We start from the raw sequence: 15,380 nt of genomic DNA, 5'->3' as shown, positions 1-15,380 counted from the left end.
GAGGAAGACATGGAACCAATCATTATGTTGGAGGCGCCGGACGAAATTAACATTGATAATCCAGATACTCCAAAATCAGAAGAAGCAGTAATGACGGTTATGGAAACTACAGGAAGGAATGAAAGCAATGGAACAGAATAATAAAAAAACGCCGATAGGTGCTTTTATGGATTTGGCAAAGGAAGAAATCGGGAATTGCATTGCCACAATCACGCGAGAAAACGGTATACCAGCAGATTTGACGGTGTATATCCTTGACAGTATTAGAGCTGACTATGAAAAGGCGAAGGCTCAATATTATGTGAATAACTTTGCAGCTGTGCAGGAACCAGAACCAAGGAAGGAGATAATGCATGAAGGCGGTAAAGAAGATTGAAATAAGTGTCCTGCATAAGAGGATCACACCGATTGTTTACGCGGTCCAGGGTGATACAGGCAGGGAAATAGAATGTACCGTAGTTGACTGGGACATACCCGCAGGTGTAACCGCACGCGTCTGGGTGGTTAAACCGTCAAAAAAGGTCGTATATAATGACTGTCGGATTGTAGACAAGGCCGTTTTCGTACCCATGACGAACCAGACGCTTGCGGAGCCTGGTGGCGCGATCTGCATGATAGAGTTTGTGAGTGGAGAGGATGTAGTATCCTCTTTTTCTTTTAACCTCTACGTTTACGAGAGTGCGAGCGGTGACGGAATACCCAGCGAAAACGAATCTACTGTACTGGAGGGAATGTTTAAGGAGCTGGCCCAGGATGCAATCAAGACGCTGAATGAGGCGAAGGCCCAGGCTGCTGCGGCGAAGAAGTCAGCGCAGGACACAGAAAAGATTAAAAATGATTTTACGCTCACCGCCCAGCAAGCCGTAGCTGACGTAAATAACGCCGGTCAGACCCAAACCCAGCGTGTAAACACCGCCGGAGACACCCAGGTCTCCCGTATCCAGGCAGAGGGGACAACCCAGATCCAGAACGTACAGGCCACAGCCGCAGAGATAGCAGCGGACCGGGAGCAGATACACACCAACCGGGATAATACCGCAAGGCTGCAGCGGACCACTGCAGGGGCTATTACACGGAGCGCGGAGGGGAGTTTTATCACCCTGGAGGACGCTGCGGACGAGATGGGGTTTAAGCGGATTGAGATACCGGGCATGACGGAGCAGAGGACTACGACCGGGGCGCAGCTGTTTGATGCGAGTAAGCTACCGACAGCGACAGCAAACGGCGCCACGGTTACCAATAATGGTGATGGGAGTTTTACAATCTCAGGCACGCCGACAGCAAGTGGCGGAATTTCATATTATGCATATTCACATGATGAGTCTGTTAAGTTATTTCCTGCAGGAACGTATACTTTAAAGTGTGAGAAGGCAACCAGACCGTATTTTTATTTAACGTTTTCTTATACTGGCGGAAGAGTTGAACTAAATAATAATAGTACGACGATACTAACAAAAGACATCACAGAAGATATGGTGAATACAGCCAATTATCAGGTGACGTTTGGATTTTATGTAAATATAGAGACTACCTTACAAATCGGCACTATCCGTCCAATGTTATATTGCGACGGTGACGGAACCTGGGAACCATACACAGGCAATAAACCATCTCCCTCCCCGGAGTACCCGCAGGAGCTGGAGAATGTCGGGGTGCTGAATGAGGCCGGGAAGTACAAGGTTAAGATTGCAGCGTGCAAAAATAACCTGCTTGATATGACCGGAGCAAAAGGCGGTACGGATGCAGGAATAACCGCAGTCGTAAACCCAGATGGTACATTTACCAGTAATGGTACTACAACAGGCGCCGCAATAAATATATGGTTGTTAGGCGGGTATTACCCAGATTTTACAGATAAGGATGTATTAATGGTACTTGCCCCCGGAAAAACATACTATCTTGCAGATGTTGCATTATTTATGGGCACGGAAAATACGGCAACGCAAGTATTTTTTGTTGACCCCAAGAAGTATCCTAAAGGATTCAAGGTTACAGGTGTAAGGCATCCGGCCAAAAATGTAGGCACAGTATTAACAAATAAAACACATTATCCCCGTGTAATACTTGGGGACACCGACACCGGATGGGAACCATACAGAGGCCACACAGCCACCATAACCTCAGACCGCCCGCTGACCAAGTGGGACAAGCTTACATGCCGGGATGGTGTGTGGGGATGGAGATATAAGGGGTTTACAGTAGTAGAGGATGGAAGTCGTTTAATCAGCGATACTTGGTGGCCTAGCGTCGTTTTCTCAACTTTGCCAAAACGAGCAACAAACAGTAAGATATACTGCAATTATTGCGCAAGCTCATACATCAGGGCTTCAAATGCATACGGGACTAATATTTGTATTGAGCATGCGGATACCTACTGGGAATTTACGAATTCCGAAGAGACGAAAGCATGGCTCATCCAGAAGAATACAGAAGGTAAGCCATTGTATTATCAGTATGAGACATTAGAGGAAGAATGGGTCCCCCTCTCCGCCGAGGAACAGGCCGCCATGAACGCCCTCTGCACTCATGCCGGTACAACACACATCTGGACAGATGACCCGCTGCAGCCTGTGATAAGTGTGGATTATACCCTGGACACAGAGGGATACATCCGGGATACAACACCGGCTTACCGGGACGTGGAAAGGTTTGCGCTTACCGGTGAGGCATCTGGGACGGTGGCAACCTGTACGGATAGTGCAGATTGGCCGTTACTGGGCGTCGGGATGCTGGGGAAATGCGAACAGGTAACTACGACCGGGGCGCAGTTATTTGATTTTACATGGGAGGAATCTACATCCGGAAGTATACGCTATATTAATAATAACGGAGTAATTACTGCAAATGGTACATTGACAGAGCCAAGCTCCTATACTGCAGCGACGAGCATTATCCTATTGCCGGGAACGTATAGTGTAAGTGGAAATCACGGATATGCTAAGGTATACGTGAGAATAAAAAAGGCTGACGACACTATAATATACATCAACGGTTCATCTTTTGCTGTTGATGGAACAGAAAAAGAAATAAAATTTTTTGTGCAGATAGATGCACCAAAAGGAACGGGAATTAATTATACGTTGTATCCTATGCTCAACGCCGGAGAAACCGCCCATCCCTGGGAGCGATACACCGGAGCCGCGCCATCTCCCAGTCCAGCTTACAAGCAGGAGATACAGGAGACTGGCACGTACAACCCTGAGACGGGGATGTATGAAGCGGTATGGCAGCAGTGTGGTGATAATATCTTTGATATTTCGCTTATTTCAGATATTGATGTAAGTGGAAATGGAAGCATAAGAAAAGGATTGGTATTGCCTGGTGGAACAGATTATATATTATCTGCCGAAAATACCATGACAGATATTTTCTGGAAAAAAGTAATAAATGGGACTTACGGAGGGGCTAACGCACTGGGCGCTGATGGTATCATAAGGGCACAGGATGCAACCACTGTTATGGTTTATGCCCAGTACATCAACCAGTTTACAGATTTGATTCACCCCATGCTCAACGCAGGCGAAACCGCCCAGCCCTGGGAACCCTACCAGTCCGACACATTACGCCTCACCGCAGACCAGCCCTGGCGTGGCATAGGAGACATACACGACGAGGTGTGCGACCGGAACGGAGTGCTTGGGACGTGGCGGCGGTATGCAGAGGATATTTTGGATGGTTCAGAAGACGAAAAATGGGGAATGGCTGATTGCCTCGACCCCACACACAAAAGATTTTATAGCTATTTGGTTAGTTCTAAAGCAAACCCAGCCGAGAACAACGCAAGTGTAGAGCCGTTATTATGCAACGCTTATAAAGCAGTTACGGCAAATAAAGCCTACGCCGAAAATCAGGGGATATCTGTAGAGGCAGCCACAGGGAAAGTCCTCATTTATGATAATACCTTTTCGCTTACGGCAGATATATCCGGGTTTAAAGCGCGCCTTGCAGAGTATCCAATAACCGTTGTGTATCAGCTCAAAGAGCCGTATTTCGAGCCGTTCCCTGACGAGATCCAGAAGCAGTACCGCAAGCTCAAATCCTATGCCGGGACCACACATGCCTGGGCAGATGACCCTCTGCAACCGGAGGTGTCATTCCGGTACGTGAAAGACAGTAAAGCCGTAATCAAAAATCTGCAGCTTGACATTGCAGAGCAGATAACAGACTTGCAGGCGCAGATAGACCAGTTAACTATAAACAACAACTTATAAAAAAGGAGAATGACTATGAACACACGAACCTACAAAAACTGCAAACTGCTGATTGAGAACAACCGCTATGAGTATGATGACATGTACAATAAGCTTGACCTGTTCCTGATGATGAATCGGATCACGGATGACGAATACGTTGAGCTTACCGGGATGCTGGTAGAACCATTACCGGAGCCAGAGCCAATAGAACCGGAACCGACACCGGAACCGGAGCCAGAGCCAACTCCTGAGCCTGCCCCGGACCCCGAACCAGAAACACCCGTTGACCCGGAACCGGAAGCCCCAGTAGTGGAGTAACCGAATATGGAAGGGATTAGAGCAGGACCGGAGACGGTTCTATTTTTATACTCAAAATCAGGGGAAAGTGAGGGGCCACAATGTGAAGATTGACATTGCATTACTTATCAGCATTATTTCCGTAGTAACGGTCCTTCTTTCTTCCCTGAAAAATTCAAAGAAGCAGGATTTTTCAGAGGTTGAAAAGAAGGCCGTAGAGACAGCTACTATCAACGTAAAGCTGGATGCCATAGGAAATGATGTGAAGGACATCAAATATGACATAACCGCTGTAAAACGTGAGGTAACGAGTCTCACAGAGCGGATGATTATCGTAGAGCAGAAAACGAAGTCCGCCCACCACAGGATTGATGAGCTGGTGGGTACTGAAGAAAGGAAGGAATAGTTATGAAGGATTGGAAGAAATGGGCGAAGGCCGCAGGAGTAAGGGCAATCAAGACTATGGCGCAGACCGCTGTTGCAACCATTGGGACGGCGGCGGTGCTGAACGACGTAAACGGAATCATGGTTGTATCTGCATCTGTCCTGGCAGGAGTGGTGTCCTTGCTGACATCCCTGGCAGGATTACCAGAGCTGAAGACAGAGGGCGAGTGATCGCTCTCTTTTATTTTGCGCCGGCGCAACAGCCGGAGAAAGGAAATATGTATGACAAAAACAGAAGCAATCAATAAGGTGATTCAGATTGCCAGAGCAGAGGTTGGATACCTGGAAAAGCGTAACGGTAATAGTCTGGACAGCAAGACGGCCAACGCCGGAAGCGCCAATTACACAAAATACTGGCGTGACATTATGCCGGACTATCAGGCACAGCCCTGGTGTGCAGCATTTGTATCCTGGGTGCTGATGCGGGCATTTGGACAGGCGGCCGCAGAAAAGATGCTGAAGCACTGGCCCTATGTATATGTACCCACGCTGGCCGGGAAGTTTAACAACTATGCCAATCCGCAGGTTGGCGATATCGTGATGTTTAAGCATGGAGGTATATTTACCCATACAGGCATTGTGACTGGTGTCAACGGGGACTATTTTACCACCATTGAAGGCAACACCAGCGGTGGCAGCACTATTATTGCCAATGGCGGCGGAGTGTGCAGTAAAGGGTACTATAACAGCAATCTGCCGGGAACAAAGTTTGCTAGACTTGATTGGAGTATTGTAGCTGGACAGGCATCCGCTCCCGCGTCCAAACCGAATACCAGTAAGCCGGCAACAACGGGCGGCAACGCTGTGATCAGGGACGGGCAGATCCACTGTAATAACTTCACTGGCGCCGGAATTCCCGTAGATGGCTACGACGGTCCGAAGACCCGCAAAGGGGCAGTGATGGTGCTGCAGACAGGTCTAAATATGGATTACCGGGCGGGCCTGGCTATAGACGGTATCCTGGGGGCAATGACCCTACAGGCATTAGGCAGCCACTTTGTTTGCAGGGGAGAGTGTCAGTACATGGTGACAGCCCTCGAGATCCTGCTCATGCTCAAAGGCTACAACCCAAATGGAGTAGAGTGCCCTGGCAGTTTTGGCTCTGGCCTGGAAGCTGCAGTGCGGCAGTATCAGAAGGACCACGGGCTTACAGTGGATGGCATCGCAGGACGCAATACATTTATGAGTTTGGTCGCATGATAACAGCCTGGCTCGACGTCGAGTTTGTGGCATAATAATAGCCCCGGTACTCATGAATTGTTTTCCAAACATTGATGTTCAAATCTGATTTTGAGAGTGTACGGTTCAATGAGTCGGGGCTTACAGTTATTTTATAATTCTGGAATCTTTAAGAAACTTATCTAGATTATACTTAATGTCTTTATTGCATCGATTTATAATTTCAGCGAATGTGTTTTTACTTACTGAAAAGCTGACGCCCTGATCATCGGTGATGATTAATTCTTGATTATCGCTTTTTTGTATTTGATAATTTAATGTTTTAAATAGTTCAGTAAATAGTAGTTCTCTTTTTCTATCAGTTGAGATTGAATGGGTAACATTTATTTTGGATTCATCAAACATACGATAATATTTCTTTTTTTCTTCATCCATTAAATCTGTTACTTTGCAATCAAATGCAATACTTAATCTTGTTAAAATATTTATTTTAGGGTTGTATTTGCCTAATTCATAGCTTCTTATAGTGACTTCATTTACGCCCACTAATGTGGCTAGTTCTTTTTGCGTCATTTTTTTTTGTTTTCTAAAATATTTAATATTTTCACCTATTGTTGCCATAGTAATACCTCCATAAAAATATAATACCACATAATCCATAAAAATAACAGAGTGAAAACTATCTATTTTGCTTGACAGAGTGAAAACTATTTCATATAATATAAGAAACAGAGCCAAAACACTCTTTTTGCGCTGCTTTATGCGCGCAACGTTTAATTAATGTCATTTTACTCATAGGTATGTTGCTGTACAGAGGGTGTATCTTTGTAGAGGAGAGCTAAAATATAGAATTTGGGATAAAAAGGAGGGGCGTTAATATGACTAATTTATAAAAAATTAGTCATGAAAATGAGCAAAATAAGTAAGTATGGTGCTCCACATGCTTATTATGAGTATTCTGATTAAAAAATAGTTATTGGATAATGAAAAATGGAGGTTGCTTAATAATGAGAGATATTTATGATGAAATACGAATTAATAGATTCCAGCCTTGTGTAGGATATGTTAATACGAGTATAGGAGAATTTTTCAAAGTTATCACATTACAGGATGGAAATAATTGTATTGAGGATGTGTGTTTTCTTCTATCTCAGGCATATACTTATGGAGTGATACAGGGAAAAAGAGAGGAGCGAATTAGAAGAAGAAAATCAGTATAATACATATAAAACGCCCTGGCGACAATACTCTACCCGAGGTGTTTTACTTATATATTTGACTAACATTTGACTAACAAAGTTATGAAAAAACAGAGTAAATCATAAAAAGACATATAAATGGAAATTCTCTAAAGCCTTATAAAAAGGGCATTCATGAAAGTTACGATATGCTGTAAAAAGTAAATTTTGAGATTGGTAAGGCGGAGGTCGGCGGTTCAAATCCGCTAGGCAGCTTGAGGAAAGCCCTTGAATTTTCAAGGGTTTTTTGTTTTTTCTAAGTACCTTTCTTCCTTCCTCCATCCGTATCTTTTTTCAAATCTTTGTCCTTTGTTAAAGTTTTATTTCTGGCCAAGTCCATCATTCGATCCTTTTCCCTTTTCAAAATTTTGCATTGCAGATTGGCTCAATATTTTCTCTTTCAGTATTCATATTCTTCTCTTGCGCTGATTTCCGTGCGGTCGGAACAGAAATATTTTTATATCTGTTGTCCGAATTTCTTGTGGCTGCTATCTCTGAATTACTGCTTGTGTCAAATGACACAATTGGTAAAAATTGGAAATAATCCCATGTGTAGAAAATTTCACTCTAAAATTGTGAAAAAATCACAATTGACCAGTAGAAATATTTGTGATAATATGCAGTTATAAACAAAAAAGTTCGTTTTTATAGATGCATCTGAAAAATGAATGGCAACTAAACAAAAGAAAAGTTGGTGTCATATGACACAGAGGAGAAGGTAATGAAGAGAAGCGAATATGATCAGATTAAAAGTGAAGGGCTGGAACTGATGAAAAAGGCCGGTATTTATCTGACGCCGGAAGAGGAAGAAAGGATGGAAGTCACAGATTTTGGCTTAAATGATCCTTACCATGAAGGCCTTATGCTGCATGTTTATGTAAATACAAAGAGATGCTGTGCCAAAGAACTGCCAATGCTTCCGGGTCAAATTTGTGCAGAACACAGACACCCGCCGCTTGGACCGGATAATCCGGGAAAAGAAGAGACTTTCCGCTGTCGTTATGGGGAAGTGTATGTTCATGTTCCTGGTGAACCGACACTGAATCCGAAAGCCAAAATTCCGGCGGGAAAGGAAGATGTGTATACAGTCTGGCATGAAATTGTTTTAAAGCAGGGGGAGCAATACACGTTGGCACCGAATACAAAGCATTGGTTCCAGGCAGGACCAAGCGGCGCTGTGGTTTCGGAATTTTCCTCTTACAGCGAAGACGGAACGGATGTCTATACTGACCCTGAGATATCAAGATTTACAACAATAGAAGATTGAGAAGTGGGGACTGTCTATGATCGTACAAAGACTGGGAGGCTGCAAATGGCAGTATAGAGATACCCGGGAGAAAGAATGGCACGATGCAGAAGTGCCCGGTACCTTGTTTTTGGATATGATAAAGGAAGGGAGGATTAAGAAGCCCTTTTATCGTTTCCAGGACAGAGAATTTCAAGAGCTGGCAAAAAATGATTATGAGTATGAGCTGTGCTTTAAAGTACAGGAGGATGTGCTGTTCAGGGAAAAACAGATTCTGGTGTTTGAGGGGATTGACACCATAGCGGATATTTATCTGAATGGAGTAAAGGTTGCCCGGACACAGAATATGCACCGCACATACCGCTTTCCGGTAAAGGGGATACTGAAAGAGGGGGAAAACCTGCTGCACATTACACTATATTCACCGGTGCGCTATATAGAGGAGCAGCACAGAAAACATCCTCTTCCTGAATTTAACACGGCCAGTCCCCACGGATTTTCGCAGATACGGAAGACTCACAGTTCTTTTGGGTGGGATGCAGAGCCGAATGTGCCAGATTTGGGGATTTGGAGAGACGTATACATAGAGGCATATGATAAGGCAGGAATAGGGCATATTTATACCCGGCAGAGACATGAAGAGGGAAGGGTTTTCTTAAAAACAGAGGTATTGTCAGATACGGTATGCGATGAAGCAGATGTAAGCATTATTCTATACAGCCCGCAGGGAACGGAACTATCCCGAAAACAGATAAGATTCCGGGAGTCTTTGGCAGAAACCTGGATGGAGATTGAGAATCCTGAGATTTGGTGGCCAAATGGATATGGAGAGCAGCCCCTGTATGAGATCTGCATCAGAATGCAGTGCAGGGATGAATGGGAAGAGAAGCATTTCTTTGTGGGGCTTCGTACGATAGAAGTGAGAAGAGAAGAGGATTCCTTTGGAGAAACTTTTGCCTTTTATGTAAATGGCATCCCCGTTTTTGCCAAAGGAGCAAGTTATACTCCTCCGGATAAATTCCTGACAGCCTGCCGGGGACAGCGACACCGGGAATTGATACGTCTCTGTAAGGAGGCCAATTACAACTGTATCCGTATATGGGGCGGGGCGGTGTATCCTGACGATGAACTGTATGATCTTTGCGACAGAAACGGGATTTTAATCTGGCAGGATCTGATGTTCGCCTGTGCCTTATATCCTTCAGATGATGCATTTCTTGCAGATATCAGGGAAGAGGTGAAAGACAATGTGATCCGGCTTCGCAATCATGCCTGCCTTGCGCTTTGGTGTGGAAATAACGAAAATGAATGGTTTCATGACTATGAGCACCAGGCAGAAGGGCTGACCCAGGAGCTGAGAATGAAGAATCTGCAGCAGTATGAGGTGCATTTGGCTGAAGTGGTTCGGAAATATGATCCGGACAGACTGTTCTGGCCCAGCTCACCGTCCAGCGGAGGGGGGTATGATGATCCGAATGGATATGCAAAAGGGGATGTACACTGTTGGTATGTGTGGTATCTTCCTGCAAAACCGTATACTTTTTACAGAGACTGTACAGGGCGGTTTATCAGTGAATTTGGTCTGGAATCTTTTCAAAATTTCAAAACATTGCGCAGTTATCTGGAACCGGAGGACATGAGCCCTAATTCGGAAGTCATGGATCATATGCAGCACTGCAGTGATAATTACTGCAATATGGGCAACGGAAAAATTATGAATTATATCTTCCAGGAGGTACAGGCTCCCCGGACATTTCAGGAATACATTTTTGCATCCCAGTATGCACAGGCGGAGGGGATCAAATACGGAACCTGTCATTTCCGAAGCATGAAGCCAAGATGTATGGGGGCGCTTTACTGGCAGATCGTAGACTGTTTTCCCGGAACAAGCTGGTCCGGCATTGATTATGAATACCGTTTGAAGGTTCTGCATTATTATGCCAGACGTTTTTTCAGACAAGCCATCTTGTGTGTGAAGGAGGATAGGTTTGAATCACGGAGAATGGAGATATTCGTGGTAAATGACTCCCCTCGGGGATTTACAGCAAAGCTTGCGTGGGCATTGAAAGATTCGGCAGGGAATACAGTAAAAAGCTGGGAAAAGATAATACAGGCAGAAGGATCTTCTTCCGCTGTTTTTCAGGAAATAGACTGGTCAAAGGAAATAGAGGAGGAAGAGCGGAAGAAATATTATCTGGAGTTATTTTTATACAGCCGAGATGGGGAAATCCTCTGTGAGGATACATATCTGTTTGTAAAACCAAAGCATTTTCAATTCCTGCATCCCCAATTTATGGTTGATGTACAGGAAGAGAAGGAAAAGTATGTTCTAAATATTCAGACTTCTTGTTTTACAAAATGCATAAAGATGGATATGGAAAATAATGACTGCGAATTTTCGGATAATTGCTTCGACCTTTCACCGGGAAGAACGAAAAGAGTGGAGGTAGAGAAAAGAAGTCTTCGGCGCCAGATTTCAATGGAAGAGCTGAAAAAACAATTGTTTTTTGAAAATGTAAACGACATCGGTAAAAATATAATGTAAATTGGGAGGAAAAAAATGAGAAAAAGAATTGCTGTGTTATTGGCAGGTGTTATGGTCTGTTCTATGCTGACCGCATGTGGTTCTGCAGATGAACCCCAGGAAGAGCCAGAAGCAAAACAGGAGGAGGCAAAAGAAGAAAAGCCGGAAAATAAAGAAGAAAAAGAAACGGAGCCTGAGGCTGACGCAGAGGCGGGCGGGGAGTTCACAGAGGAAGTAACGCTGGATGTTGCCATGATGTGGCCTCTGGACAGCACGACAGACGCAAAATCCTATGCGCTGAACCGCGCCATTGAGAGACTGGAGAAGGATTATCCCAATATAAAAGTTAATTATGATGGTTCTGTACACGATGATTATCAGACGATCATGATGACGTATGCGGCAGCAGATACGCTCCCTGACGTGTTTAACGTAAAAGGGGCATGGATTCCAAATCTGGTGGAGAATGAACAGATCGGAGCAGTTGATGAATTCTTTGAAAATGATAAGGATTGGTCAGGAAAATTTGATGACGAGGTGTTGTTTGATATGGAGTATGACGGTCATTACTATGGCGCGCCATTCCAGAATCTCTGCTGCTCTCTGGTAATATACAATAAGGAAATTTATAAATCTGTTGGGTACGAGAAGTTCCCCGAGACCTGGGAGGATATGATGGACTGCTTTGCCAAGCTTAAGGATGCAGGTTATGTACCTTTAGGCGTGGGAAACAGCGGACAGTGGGTTGCCAATTCCTGTATTTTCGGAGCTATGGGAGACAGAGGGGCCGGCGGCAAATGGTATGAAGATATTATGGAAGGCACCGGGGACGGATTCTTGGACAAAGATATGCTCAAAGGTGTTGAGAAGATGGCAGAGCTGGCAGAAAAAGAATATCTCAATACAAACCTGAACAGTATTGACCAGTTTGAAGTTATGCCTCCGTATCTGAACGAAGAATATGCCTCTTATGTGGATGGTTCTTGGACTTTTGCCACTTTGATCGCAACAGCAGGTGATAACACAAGCGTGATCGAAAAGTCAGGCGTGGCTGTTCTGCCTGCAATAGACGGAGGGAAAGGAAATTATCCCGCAACACCAGGCGGATCCGCATGGGGGCAGGCTTATAATGCAAAGCTTACAGGTGCTAAAAAGCAGGCGGCAGAATTATTTATCAAATATACTTCAGATGAAGAATGGTGTAAGGACCTGGCTGAAAAGGGCGATTTCGGAGGTATGAACATTGATTACGATTACAGTGCTATTTCACCTCTGGTGCAGGAATATGCACAGCTCAAAAACAGTGTGGAAAAGACACCACAGTATGACTGTCACTTTGACACTTCTGTAATTGATGCCATGAATACCAATTTCCAGGAGCTGCTCATTGGAGAAATCACTCCCGAGGAATGGGGAGAGCGTGTTCAGGAAGAATATGAGCTGATCCTGGAGTGACAAGAGGTAAGTAGTTTTGTACACAAGAGACCGGCTCCTGCGGGTCGGTCTCAGCAGACAAATTTAGAAAGGCGGTGGCTGCCAAATGGCAAACAACAAGGTACTGCAGCCTAAGAAGAGAACTCTTTTTCTGTATATGTTTCCAAGTGTGGTGCTGTTTCTTGTATTTACAGCAATACCTATAATCATGGCAATTTATTATTCTTTATTCAACTGGTCAGGAGGAAAGAAAAAGATATTCCTGGGGTTGGGCAACTATTCCAGATTATTGGGAGATTCCATATTTGGAAAGGCTCTGCTCAATAACTTTATCCTGGCAGCCTGCTGTGTGATATTCCAGGTAGGGATTGCTTTTATTATAGCTTCCCTGATCTGTTCCAAAGGTTTAAAATTGAAATCTTTTCACCAGTTTGCAATTTTCATGCCGGTTGTCCTTGCTCCTGTTGTTGTGGGGTTTCTATGGAAGATCATCTATAACCAGGATTACGGACTTCTGAACTTTCTGCTCAGGTCTGCAGGACTGGAAAACTGGATCCGGCCATGGATCGATGAGGTGGATATTGTCATGAAATCCATAACGGTGCCCATCGTATGGCAGTGGATTGGGCTGTATGTAGTTATTTTTGTTAGTGCCATGAAGAATATACCGGAAGAGATTTTTGAGAGTGCGGCTCTTGACGGGGCGGGCGGAATCAAAAAAGCTGTTTTCATCACATGGCCTATGACAATGGATACCGTGAAGATTTCAGTTATCCTGGCTGTTTCCGGATGCATGAAGATCTTTGAGCATATTTATATCATCACAAGCGGAGGTCCGGGTACTGCCTCTATGGTGGGCGCTATGTATGCTTACAAGACTTCCTTTATAAAACAGCGGTTTGGATATGGTTCTACCATATCGGTGGGGATCATGGCGGTAAGTCTGACACTGGTGCTGATATGTAACGTGATATTCGGGAAGGGAAAGAAGAAATATGAATAAAACATATGGAGTCACGCAATTAGCAAAAAAAATCCTTATGCTGCTGGTAAATGTGCTCATAGCCGTTCTGTCTCTTTTCTGCCTGTTTCCTGTAGTGTGGATGATATATTCTTCCCTGAAGGATGAACCTTCTTTTTTGAAAAATTTAATAGGGCTTCCCACCTCCCTTCATTTCAGCAACTATATATCTGCAATAAAAACAGGAAAGATGGATGTGGCATTTGTCAATAGTGTATTGGTCAGTGTGGCAGCTGTGGCAGCTCTTGTCTTGATCGCTTTTGTGGCGGGAGTTGTATTTGCCAGATACCAGTTCAGAGGCAAAACAATTCTGTACACCATGTTCCTGTCAGGGATGCTGATACCGGTTCACAGCCTCTTAATACCTATTTTTGTGGAGTTAAAGCTATTTACACTGAATAATAATAGGTTTATACTGGCTCTAGTCTATGCCGCGTTCGGGCTGCCAAAGGCCATTTTCCTGGTGACCAGCTTTGCTGCCACCATACCAAGAGAAATTGAGGAAGCTGTGATCATTGATGGGGGAAATACCCACGATATCTTCTTCAAAGTGTTTTTGCCAATATCCAAACCTATTCTTTCGACCGTGATCATTTTGAGCTTTTTGGATGCATGGAATGAATTTCCGTTCTCTTTGGTACTCATGGGAAAACCTGAGCTGAAAACGCTGCCGATCGCGCTGACATATTTTACAGGACAGCATTCCGTCCAGTATACGCCCATGATGGCAGGGCTTACTATAGCCACACTGCCTGTTGTGATCGTATATTTTCTGTTTCATAAAAAAATTATGGAAGGGATGGTGGCTGGCTCTGTGAAAGGTTAAAACTTCAGCAGACAAGGAGAATATAAAATGGTAAGAGATCATTTAAAACTGGAGGTAGTAAGACTTTATTACCTGGAAAATTTAAGTCAAAGTCAAATAGCAAAGCAGATGGATATTTCGCGCTCCTATGTTTCAAAACTATTGATAGAAGCCAGGAAAGAAAAACTGATAGAAATAAGAAGCAGCAATCCATGGCTGATTGAAACGGAGGAGGAAAAGTACCTCAGAAAAAAATACGGGCTGAAAAAGGCCTTTATGGTTTCAGCAGGCAGAAAAAAAGAGGATGGGAAGAAAGAGGCCTATTATCAGGAGCTTGGCAGGGTTTTAAATGATATTCTGAACGCCATTGTAAAAGATGGGGATACCATTGGTGTTGCATGGGGCAGGACGATCTATGAGTGTTCTAAAAGGCTGTCCACAGAACAGGAGTATAAAGACATAAAGGTAGTCCAGTTATGCGGTGGGCTGAGCCAGAATCAGAACAGCACATTTTCGGGGGAGATCAGCAAAAATTTTGTCTCCGTATTAGGTGGAGACGCTTACGCTATGACAGCGCCGGCTATTGTGGAAAACAAAGCATATAAAGATATATTCCTGAAAGAACACGGAATAAGCCAGGTTATGCAGTTATGGGAAAATATGAATATTGCTGTATTTACGGTAGGTAAATGTGAACAGCAGAGTTCCCTGGTCCGTTCCGGCTACATTCCGGAGGAGATGATAGAACATCTAAAAAATACCGGGGCTGTGGGAGAGGTGTGTACCCATTTTATCGACAAAGAGGGCAGATGCGCCAATCAGGATCTGGAAGACAGGACCATAGCCGTTCCCATGGAGCAGCTAAAAAAATGTGAGTTCAGGATCGCAGTGATCCTGGGGGAGAAAAGGCTGGAAACTCTCCGCGCGGTCCTTCATGCAGGCTATGCCAATGTTCTTATCATTGATGAAGAAGCAGCGGAGAAATTGATTCAGGAATAA

The 15,380-nt window shown here is 44.3% G+C and carries 15 protein-coding genes; 14 read left to right on the top strand and 1 reads right to left on the bottom strand.

All coding sequences use genetic code 11. The features are described from left to right. Positions 1-9: 9 nt before the first annotated feature. From CI595_RS26525 to CI595_RS26520, 7 genes are all read left to right on the top strand, one after another. On the top strand, positions 10-141 hold the full coding sequence (locus CI595_RS26525; RefSeq protein ID WP_279233381.1) for a hypothetical protein: 132 nt from the start codon (positions 10-12) through the stop codon (positions 139-141). Further along, positions 128-376 (top strand): hypothetical protein, encoded by a 249-nt coding sequence (locus CI595_RS01490; RefSeq protein WP_095171005.1) that lies wholly within the window; start codon positions 128-130, stop codon positions 374-376. Before CI595_RS26525 ends, CI595_RS01490 begins: the two co-directional genes overlap by 14 nt. Then, positions 354-4,211 (top strand): hypothetical protein, encoded by a 3,858-nt coding sequence (locus CI595_RS01485; protein WP_095171003.1) that lies wholly within the window; start codon positions 354-356, stop codon positions 4,209-4,211. Before CI595_RS01490 ends, CI595_RS01485 begins: the two co-directional genes overlap by 23 nt. Before the next feature lie 15 nt (positions 4,212-4,226). Further along, positions 4,227-4,511 (top strand): hypothetical protein, encoded by a 285-nt coding sequence (locus CI595_RS26310; protein ID WP_095171002.1) that lies wholly within the window; start codon positions 4,227-4,229, stop codon positions 4,509-4,511. 82 nt (positions 4,512-4,593) lie between these two features. Further along, the gene (locus CI595_RS01475) at positions 4,594-4,896 is read left to right on the top strand and encodes a hypothetical protein (protein ID WP_095171000.1); all 303 of its coding nucleotides are present in this window, start codon (positions 4,594-4,596) and stop codon (positions 4,894-4,896) included. A gap of 2 nt (positions 4,897-4,898) precedes the next feature. Then, complete coding sequence (locus CI595_RS01470) at positions 4,899-5,105, top strand: holin (RefSeq protein WP_095170998.1); 207 nt, start codon at positions 4,899-4,901, stop codon at positions 5,103-5,105. A 51-nt stretch (positions 5,106-5,156) separates the two neighbouring features. Continuing rightward, positions 5,157-6,134, top strand: coding sequence for a peptidoglycan-binding protein (locus CI595_RS26520; protein ID WP_095170996.1), 978 nt, complete (start codon positions 5,157-5,159; stop codon positions 6,132-6,134). A gap of 126 nt (positions 6,135-6,260) precedes the next feature. Here CI595_RS26520 and CI595_RS01460 read toward each other — a convergent pair whose 3' ends face one another. Beyond that, positions 6,261-6,734: a helix-turn-helix transcriptional regulator gene (locus CI595_RS01460; RefSeq protein ID WP_162291780.1), complete on the bottom strand. Its 474-nt coding sequence runs from the start codon at positions 6,732-6,734 to the stop codon at positions 6,261-6,263. 386 nt (positions 6,735-7,120) lie between these two features. Between CI595_RS01460 and CI595_RS01455 the strand changes: the two genes are divergently transcribed. The 7 genes from CI595_RS01455 (at position 7,121) to CI595_RS01425 (ending at position 15,380) form a co-directional block, all read left to right on the top strand. Continuing rightward, positions 7,121-7,333, top strand: a complete 213-nt coding sequence (locus tag CI595_RS01455; protein ID WP_095170991.1) for a hypothetical protein — start codon at positions 7,121-7,123, stop codon at positions 7,331-7,333. 739 nt (positions 7,334-8,072) lie between these two features. Next, positions 8,073-8,618 (top strand): D-lyxose/D-mannose family sugar isomerase, encoded by a 546-nt coding sequence (locus CI595_RS01450; protein WP_095170989.1) that lies wholly within the window; start codon positions 8,073-8,075, stop codon positions 8,616-8,618. Positions 8,619-8,634: 16 nt separating this feature from the next. Beyond that, positions 8,635-11,142, top strand: a complete 2,508-nt coding sequence (locus tag CI595_RS01445) for a beta-mannosidase (protein ID WP_095170986.1) — start codon at positions 8,635-8,637, stop codon at positions 11,140-11,142. Positions 11,143-11,157: 15 nt separating this feature from the next. Further along, positions 11,158-12,576, top strand: coding sequence for an ABC transporter substrate-binding protein (locus tag CI595_RS01440; protein WP_095170984.1), 1,419 nt, complete (start codon positions 11,158-11,160; stop codon positions 12,574-12,576). An 85-nt stretch (positions 12,577-12,661) separates the two neighbouring features. Beyond that, positions 12,662-13,558 (top strand): carbohydrate ABC transporter permease, encoded by an 897-nt coding sequence (locus CI595_RS01435; RefSeq protein WP_095170982.1) that lies wholly within the window; start codon positions 12,662-12,664, stop codon positions 13,556-13,558. Beyond that, the gene (locus CI595_RS01430) at positions 13,551-14,402 is read left to right on the top strand and encodes a carbohydrate ABC transporter permease (RefSeq protein WP_095170980.1); all 852 of its coding nucleotides are present in this window, start codon (positions 13,551-13,553) and stop codon (positions 14,400-14,402) included. The genes CI595_RS01435 and CI595_RS01430 overlap by 8 nt, the downstream gene beginning before the upstream one ends. A gap of 27 nt (positions 14,403-14,429) precedes the next feature. Further along, on the top strand, positions 14,430-15,380 hold the full coding sequence (locus CI595_RS01425; protein WP_095170979.1) for a sugar-binding transcriptional regulator: 951 nt from the start codon (positions 14,430-14,432) through the stop codon (positions 15,378-15,380).

Origin of the sequence: Blautia hominis (assembly GCA_002270465.1) — a bacterium.
Classification (GTDB): domain Bacteria; phylum Bacillota; class Clostridia; order Lachnospirales; family Lachnospiraceae; genus Blautia; species Blautia hominis.
This window is presented reverse-complemented; position numbering and strand designations above follow the sequence as displayed.

Bases quoted from the DNA above. Each gene is read 5' to 3' on its own strand.
- CI595_RS26520 (WP_095170996.1), top strand. From the start codon at position 5,157: ATGACAAAAACAGAAGCAATCAATAAGGTGATTCAGATTGCCAGAGCA.
- CI595_RS01455 (WP_095170991.1), top strand. From the start codon at position 7,121: ATGAGAGATATTTATGATGAAATACGAATTAATAGATTCCAGCCTTGT.
- CI595_RS01450 (WP_095170989.1), top strand. From the start codon at position 8,073: ATGAAGAGAAGCGAATATGATCAGATTAAAAGTGAAGGGCTGGAACTG.
- CI595_RS01425 (WP_095170979.1), top strand. From the start codon at position 14,430: ATGGTAAGAGATCATTTAAAACTGGAGGTAGTAAGACTTTATTACCTG.
- CI595_RS01435 (WP_095170982.1), top strand. From the start codon at position 12,662: ATGGCAAACAACAAGGTACTGCAGCCTAAGAAGAGAACTCTTTTTCTG.
- CI595_RS01460 (WP_162291780.1), bottom strand. From the start codon at position 6,734: ATGGCAACAATAGGTGAAAATATTAAATATTTTAGAAAACAAAAAAAA.
- CI595_RS01440 (WP_095170984.1), top strand. From the start codon at position 11,158: ATGAGAAAAAGAATTGCTGTGTTATTGGCAGGTGTTATGGTCTGTTCT.
- CI595_RS26525 (WP_279233381.1), top strand. From the start codon at position 10: ATGGAACCAATCATTATGTTGGAGGCGCCGGACGAAATTAACATTGAT.
- CI595_RS01445 (WP_095170986.1), top strand. From the start codon at position 8,635: ATGATCGTACAAAGACTGGGAGGCTGCAAATGGCAGTATAGAGATACC.
- CI595_RS26310 (WP_095171002.1), top strand. From the start codon at position 4,227: ATGAACACACGAACCTACAAAAACTGCAAACTGCTGATTGAGAACAAC.
- CI595_RS01485 (WP_095171003.1), top strand. From the start codon at position 354: ATGAAGGCGGTAAAGAAGATTGAAATAAGTGTCCTGCATAAGAGGATC.
- CI595_RS01490 (WP_095171005.1), top strand. From the start codon at position 128: ATGGAACAGAATAATAAAAAAACGCCGATAGGTGCTTTTATGGATTTG.
- CI595_RS01470 (WP_095170998.1), top strand. From the start codon at position 4,899: ATGAAGGATTGGAAGAAATGGGCGAAGGCCGCAGGAGTAAGGGCAATC.
- CI595_RS01430 (WP_095170980.1), top strand. From the start codon at position 13,551: ATGAATAAAACATATGGAGTCACGCAATTAGCAAAAAAAATCCTTATG.